Here is a 7087-nt window from a genome sequence, read left to right as displayed (position 1 = left end):
CGGGAATGCGCTCGGCGGGTATTGTAGGGGCGGGTGGAAAGAGACGGTGGGCGTTCTGAGTGTCGCCACGTGTCGTGGGTCGTTTCGATTCTGCTTCGCAAGCAGTATTCAATCGGCAGAGCAGGCAGGTCGCCCTCGCTCCTTTGATCAAGTGGAGCGTCAGATCGCATAACCTTCCAGACGCTACCTCTTGCCGTCGCAAAATCTCTCCTGAGGCCCCGCCGCGATCATTCGCTTGCGGAGACGTGACAATTTTCAATCGCGCAGAGATTCACAAGGAAAAAAATCGATTGGCAGCTGTAAGTATTTCATTAACTCCGCCTCTAAGATTGCGACAGCTATGCTGATTAACAGCCGTTTCCGGGGGGGGCGATACCGTTTTAGGAACCCGCGTTGGAAATTTTGAGTGCTGACGGCAAGGGACTTCGTTGTTTACGATGTTTATCATTGGGGTTTCATAGTCCGGCATTGGTTTGGCGTTTACGCTCTTGTTTGAGAATTTTTTTCACGTTTTTTGAGATTAAATTTTTTCGCGTTTTCTGAGGTTTACATGAAGATCGCATCCATCTTGCCCTTGTCGCTCGAAGACCATGCCGCGCTTCTTCCTGCGATTATTACGATGATTTCGCGCCGCGCCAGCCGACAGGGTCCGGAAACCGTCCTAGTGGTGGGCGCGGGCATCGTTGGGCTAATGACCGCGCTGGACCTTGTTCAAGCTGGCTATGACGTCGAGGTCGTCGAGGCCAGCCACGACCCGCGCACCTGCCCGCCGTGGCAGTCCATGGGCTGCACCCATGGGGGGCAAATGCGCGCATGTTCTCGCTGATCGAATGCGACAACTACCATGACCGTGAAGCGCCCGAGGGTGGCGAGTTGCACGACTACCTGCGGCGGAGGATCACCGACTTCGGCTGGCTGATCGGAAGGCCCGAGGCCTATTGCGCCGAAGACGCGGCCTGGATCCGCGAGTCAATGGCGATACCTGTCTGGATGGCTGAACATTACAACGACGACATCTTCGCGATCAGTCACGAAAGTCTGGACTATTGGCGCAACCTGATGGACAGCACGCCCGAGCTGTTCGCTGGGGTCGAATTTCTCGAACCGCTGCTGCGGGTGGCCTCGACCGCCGACTACAACGCCAAACAGCTGAAGCGTCAGAAACGGGTCGGTGCCTACCGCAACGATCTGGAGCCCGGCGGGGTTGCCGAACACTATCCTGCGCTTGCAGCGGGCGTTCGCAATCGGGAGATCGCTGGCGGGATCGAGGTCACGGGGTTCACGGTCAACGTTCATGATTATGTCGTTCGTCTGGTCAATTTGCTCGAGCGCCGCGGTGTTCGTTTCCGCTGGGGCACGAGGGCGACCCGCATTGTCAGGACGAACAGCATCGTCACGGAGGTCGAAATCGACGGCAGGGTCGAGGGTCGAAATCACTATTTCCTGTCGCTCGGCGTCTATGGCGCGGACCTGCTGCGCGGAACCGCGACGCAGTGCAAAGTGCACGGTGTCCTAGGTGCATGGATGACCATTCCGAATCTGGGACCCGGACTAAACGTCGCGTTGAAGATTGCGCGCATCGGCCATATCGCGTGCAGCGGCAACATTATCCCGGCGCGCGATGCGCAGGGGCGTCCGATCCTGATCTTCGGGGCCGGGGACGGCTACGGCGAACACCCGACTCAATCGCTGGGGGATGTGCTGCACCTGTTCAAACATTTTGGGCGGCTGGATGGATTGTGCATCGGGATCATCGGGCACCTAGGCTGGCGGGCGCACCGGTCTCTGGTCATCGCTCTGTCGCTGTTCGATGTGCATCTTGCCGTCCTGGAACCGCCGGGTTCTACCCCGCCCGACGACGTTCAGGCGCTGCTGAGTGAGCGCGGGACGAGGGTGACCCATTGCAGCGACGTCGGCCAGGTGTTGCAGCTTGCAGACGCAGTCACCACGCTAGGCGTCTACCACTCGAACTTCCATGCCGATTTCGACGATAAGATCAATGCGTCCTCCCGGCAGGGGCAACCGACCCCGGATGCGTATCGGATCACGGCGGCCGCCATTACCGGTCTGGGACGCCATGTCCCGGTCCTGCATATCGGACCGATCTCGGACCATGTGGACCGTGCGATGGATGCGATGCCCCAGGCGCACTACTTCCAGCAGGCCCGCGATGGCGTCTGGATGCGCGCGGCGCTGCTTGCGCTGTTGTTGCGGCAACAGCAGTGAACGGGGGCTTGGTATGACGGCACATGTGCAGATCGACGCAGGCACGTTGGAAACCGACAGCCTGTTCCTGATCACATCCGAGGTGCAGGCGGACCCGGCATTGCGCGCAGCGGCCGCAGCCGAAATGGAGCACATTGCGGGGTTGGCGGGGTACGGAGAGTGGGCAGCCGGTCTGGGACAGCGCGCACCGTTCGACCCGGGCCCCGGTCTGCAAGGCGGTGCGCTGGCGCGGGTCGGCCTCTTGCGCGACGGCCGGCTGTGCGTGCGCCTGAACCTGATCGAGGGGCAGGCCCTGGTTACCGATGCCGTCTGGGTCGATCCTAGGGTCCGGGTGTTCCCGTTCGCCGACGAAAGCACCGCCATCCATCGGCACTGTCAGACAAGCGGGCTACTGGAGGATGTCGATGCAGTGATCGACCTAGCGACCGGCAGCGGCAACAACCTGGCTCACTTTGCGCCGGACATGCCGGGGATCGGCTTCGATATTAATCCGAGGGCGATGGCCTATTTCCATATGAATCAGTGCCTGACCCAGCGCAGTGCCTGCATGGTCGCGCTGAACGACATCCGGCGTGGGTTCCATGACGTGCAGCCTTTCGGCGCTGCAGCGCGCCGCGTTCGAGGCAGTTGCCCGTTTCCGCCGTACCGATGCCGGACGTCGGGCACGGGTGTCTCTGCTGGGCTATTCGGTAGGGAACGCAGCCGATGCTCGTTGGGAGATGGTCGATCTTGCCTTGTCGATCCTGGGACCCCAAGGGCTGTCTTGGACGATCCTAGCCGACGAGGGCCTTGTCCGCGTCGACGGCAAACGGTTACTGGCCAACCCCTCGCCTTTGGTCGAGGCGCTTCATGCTGCGGGGGGCTGTGCTCTCTACCATCGCGATCCGGTGGAAATTCGCCAGATCTATGCCGAACTTGCAGATCAGCTGGTCCGGCAAGGCATGCCCGATCTGTCTTACCTTGTTATCGACATCAGGCCCGACGCATGAGCCGACCCCAAGACCCATCGTAAGGATGCACACCGTGAAGAATTACACGAACAACTCAGAGGCGCCACAAGGGGAGGGGCTGTTCTATGGATGGATCATCGTCGGCTCGGTCTTCTTCATGTCGGCCACTGCAGCGGGGATCATCTATTCCTTTCCAGCCTTCGTCGCCTCGTTCGAGGCGGAGTTCAAGACTGGGCGCGCCGACATCTCGCTGGTCTTCGCGGTCAGCGAATTCGTCTGGTTCATGACTGGGTTCGCAGCGGGTTTCGTGGCCGACCGGTTTGGTCCCCGCAACGTAGGGTTGCTCGGCGCGGTGATCATGGCCTTAGGGCTTGCCGGGGCGTCGATGGCCACTTCGCTGCCGCTGTTGTACCTAGCCTACGGGGCAGGCGTCGGTATCGGCGGCGGAATGATCTATGTGCCGGCCGTGGGACTGGTGCAACGCTGGTTCAAGGTGAAGCGCGGGCTGGCCTCGGGTCTGGCGGTGAGCGGAACTGGCGTCGGGACGCTGCTGTTACCACCTTTAGCGACGGCGTTGAACGAGACAATGGGCTGGCGCAGCGCGCACCTGGTGCTAGCGGGATGCGCGTTGGTGGTCTGCGGCGCCGCCAGCCTGCTGCTGGTATACCACCCGCGGGACATGGGCTTGGCCCCCGATGGGGGACCGGCCAACCCCGACGCCAGCCGGACCGCTCCCTTGCCTGGTCTTGGCCTCGCCGAGGCTGTGGTGCAAGCCCGATTCTGGCTTTTATACATTGCCAGCCTGCTGTCCGCCGCCGGTGTGTTCATCAATTACGTCCATCTGGTGCCCTATGCGACCGACAACGGCGTTTCAGCCCAGCTCGGCATTATCCTGATAGGCATCATGGGCATCTGCAGCACGTTCGGGCGCTTTCTGCTAGGAGGGCTGGCCGACAGGTTCGGCAGACGCACCTTGCTGACCTACATCTTAGCGGGTCTGTCGTTGACAATGTTCTGGTGGCTGCTTGCGCCGCCGGTATTCGCGTCTCTGTTGCTCTACGCCACGCTGTTCGGCATCCTCTACGGCGGCTACATCGCCTTGTTACCGGTGCTGGCGATGGAGTATTTCGGCGGTCACCGGATTGCCACCATCATCGGCGCGCTTTACACCTCGTGGGGCGTCGGCGCGCTCTTCGGCCCGACGATGGCAGGCGCGATTCGGGACGCTTCGGGTGCCTATTTCTACGCGATCCTAGTGGGCGCGATCAGCATGGCCATCTCGGCTCTGAGCTGCCAGATGATCCGCGAACCCGATACCTCTTATTGATCACCGCTTTCTACAGGAAACGAAGCCAGCCATGAACCGTCATACACCCGTCGTTCGTCCCGACATCCAGACCGATGATCTAGGCCCGAACGCCGATACCCTGCGACAGGTCGCGCGCGATTTCGGCACGCCCTGCTGGCTGTACAACGCAGGCGAGATCCGACGCCGCGTCGCTTCGCTTGGGGACTTCGACGCCCCACTGTGCGGCCTGGCTGTCATCGAAGAGCTTTGCGGCCGGCGCACCCAGGCCGTTGACCCGTTCGGCGCGCATCTTGACCGCGCCTGCCAGGCGCTGCAGCGCCATCAGGCCAATATTATCGAGACGGCGGCTCGTCTGGTGCGGGACGTGCCACGCCAAAGATAGAAGCTATGCTTCTATACTGCCTCAATAATCCGTCTCCACATAACCCCCCGAGCAATCGTAGGCGACCGCCGCCGCTGTTGCGCTGTTGTTCATGTAGTTCCGGGGGGCAGGAGTTGCGTCGCGGCGGGGATGTCGTTGTCGATCATCGTCTCAACCGCCGCCCCGCTGCTGACCTCCTTGAGCACCCGGACGCCGGTCACGCTGCTGTTCGGGGCGGCGAGGAGCATGAGGGTCAGGACGTTCGTCGTGCTCGCGACCGGGAAACTCGCGCCCAGATCGGTGAGCGTCGGCGCGCCCGAGGCATCGTTATGGACCAGTTGTCAGTTTGTGTGGGCGCCGCGCTGGAAGCCGATGCAGTTGACGACTGCCGAGAGGGTCGTGGCTAGCGCTGCCGTCGAGCCATAGAGGCCGAAGAACCCCATGCCGGTCGCTTGCAGTGTGACAAGCGACAGCCGGTTCACATAGGTGAAGCCGTCGAGGCCGTGCGCGGCATGCCGTTGGTGTTGACGGTCGCCTCGACCCCGGCGCGCCGCCGGCGCCGAGGTTCACGGTCTTGGTGAGGCCGGTGGTGGTCGTCCCGGTGTCCACCCCGTAGGTCGCGGTGCCCGTCGCCGTGCCGATGGTTGTCGCCGTCCCCGAGACCGTGACGGCGCCGGAGGCCGTCAGCGTGCCGGTGAAGGTCTGTGTGCCCGCCAAGGTCGCCAGTTCCGACGAGGTGTTCGGCAGCGTATAGCTCCGGGTCGTGCTGATTCCGGACAGCGAGAAGACCGCCTTCTTCGTGGGATCGGCGTCGTTGATCAGGCTGAAGACCGCATCCGAGATGTCGCTCGGCTCGCCCACCACCTCCCAGGCGCTGCCGGTCCAGACGAGAAACAGCGCCTCGGCCGCGAACGAAGTAAGCCAACCGGTGCGCGGGGCCTGTCGGATCCAAGCGCCGTCGATCCAGAAGGTGATGTTCAGGTCCCACCCGTCCCAAAGGCCTGTGACGCCGGAGGCCACGAGGTGTCGGTCGCCGTCTGCCGGGCTGGCGGGTGGCGTGGTGCGCGTTCGGTCGAGGACCGAGAGCTGCACCATCGCATCGAGCAGGCGCAGCGCTTCGTTGAGGGTGACGTGCTTTTGCGCCTGCGCCGCCAGGAGGTAGGGCAGGCCCAGATGGGTCGTAGCGTCAGAGATGGGGGGGCGTCAGAACTGGAGGGGCACGGTTGCGGGCGTCCCGCGGCCGAGACTGTTCGAGAGCTGGTAGATGCGGATGGCCAGTGTCTGGCCGGGCCCCAGCGGCCTGCTGGGCAGTGGTGTAGAGGACGGAGGTCGTGCTGCTGGTCAGTGTGCGCTTGACGGCGGCGCCATCAAGGATCTGCACGTCGTAGCTTTTCAGGTCTTCAGCCAGCGGCACCTCGACCTGTTCCTAGGCATCGGCCACCAGCGCCCGGGACCGCCGCGTCCAGCGGATGGTCAGATCGCCCGGGGCGCGCGCTGTTCGCCATGGCTGTTCGACATGGACGGACGCGAAGGGGACAAGACCCCGTCCGGTCGGGGTGAAGCCCAGCGCAGCATATCTTGCGTCACGGTCCCCATCCGGGCCCGACTGCCGAATGTGGTCAGGAGGTTGAACCCGTTTGTGGACGCGCTGCGGAAGATTGCGATTTCGCGGGGGCAGGGGCGTTCGGCCTTTTCTGGCGGAATGTCATGGGGAAACTTTCCGAGGCGATGCGCGTCGTGTCAACCGTGATGCGGCGGGCCTCGACCAGCGCTGCGTCATAATCCTCATCCGCCCGCGCGACCTGCCACTTCAGCGCCTGGGGCAGTTCGGTCTCCTGGCCGCGCGTCAGTTCCAGCGCATCGCCTTCACGGCTGGCGACCAGATCGTCGACTGCCAGCGTGGCGACCGAGGCGTGACCGCGTATCACGAAACGGATCACGCCCTCGGTCTCGATGGCATCGAACTCGAAATGCCGGGCCAGCGTGGAAATCGACGCGCGGGGGGACACAATGGCCCCGATGACATAGCCCTCGACCGCAATGCGATAGAGACCGAAGTCGAAGTGCCTAGCGTCAATTTATAAAAAAGTATCCATATCAGGAACTTACAACCTAAACACTAAATCGGCCTAGTCATCAGGTCCGGAGAATATCGGCCCAAGAGAATGCATTCGGGCCTTCTGGCGACTACGCCAGTGCAAAACCCCACCCGCATACCCCCCGAATACAACGGAAAAATCC

The 7087-nt window shown here is 62.6% G+C and carries 7 protein-coding genes; 5 read left to right on the top strand and 2 right to left on the bottom strand.

Annotation, left to right across the window (positions count from 1 at the left end):
* Nucleotides 1–550: 550 nt before the first annotated feature.
* From ACN0SO_RS27035 to ACN0SO_RS27015, 5 genes are all read left to right on the top strand, one after another.
* On the top strand, nucleotides 551–826 hold the full coding sequence (locus tag ACN0SO_RS27035; RefSeq protein ID WP_417682951.1) for an FAD-dependent oxidoreductase: 276 nt from the start codon (nucleotides 551–553) through the stop codon (nucleotides 824–826).
* Nucleotides 814–2226, top strand: coding sequence for an FAD-dependent oxidoreductase (locus ACN0SO_RS27030; protein ID WP_417682949.1), 1413 nt, complete (start codon nucleotides 814–816; stop codon nucleotides 2224–2226). The genes ACN0SO_RS27035 and ACN0SO_RS27030 overlap by 13 nt, the downstream gene beginning before the upstream one ends.
* A gap of 581 nt (nucleotides 2227–2807) precedes the next feature.
* On the top strand, nucleotides 2808–3215 hold the full coding sequence (locus ACN0SO_RS27025; protein WP_417682948.1) for a hypothetical protein: 408 nt from the start codon (nucleotides 2808–2810) through the stop codon (nucleotides 3213–3215).
* Between the two features lie 34 nt (nucleotides 3216–3249).
* Nucleotides 3250–4503, top strand: a complete 1254-nt coding sequence (locus ACN0SO_RS27020) for an MFS transporter (protein WP_417682946.1) — start codon at nucleotides 3250–3252, stop codon at nucleotides 4501–4503.
* A gap of 31 nt (nucleotides 4504–4534) precedes the next feature.
* Entirely contained in the window at nucleotides 4535–4867 is a 333-nt protein-coding gene (locus tag ACN0SO_RS27015) for a hypothetical protein (RefSeq protein WP_417682944.1), read from the top strand.
* 306 nt (nucleotides 4868–5173) lie between these two features.
* Here the strand turns inward: ACN0SO_RS27015 and ACN0SO_RS27010 are convergent, their stop codons facing one another.
* On the bottom strand, nucleotides 5174–6001 hold the full coding sequence (locus ACN0SO_RS27010; protein WP_417682952.1) for a DUF2793 domain-containing protein: 828 nt from the start codon (nucleotides 5999–6001) through the stop codon (nucleotides 5174–5176).
* Between the two features lie 464 nt (nucleotides 6002–6465).
* Nucleotides 6466–6855 carry a phage tail protein gene (locus tag ACN0SO_RS27005; protein WP_417682942.1) on the bottom strand — a complete coding sequence of 130 codons (390 nt, stop codon included), beginning with the start codon at nucleotides 6853–6855 and terminating at the stop codon, nucleotides 6466–6468.
* Nucleotides 6856–7087: the final 232 nt, after the last annotated feature.

The organism is Roseibium sp., assembly GCF_048260565.1.
Taxonomy (GTDB): domain Bacteria; phylum Pseudomonadota; class Alphaproteobacteria; order Rhizobiales; family Stappiaceae; genus Roseibium.
Note: the sequence above shows the minus strand (reverse complement) of the source record. Positions and strands in the feature narration are given on the sequence as shown.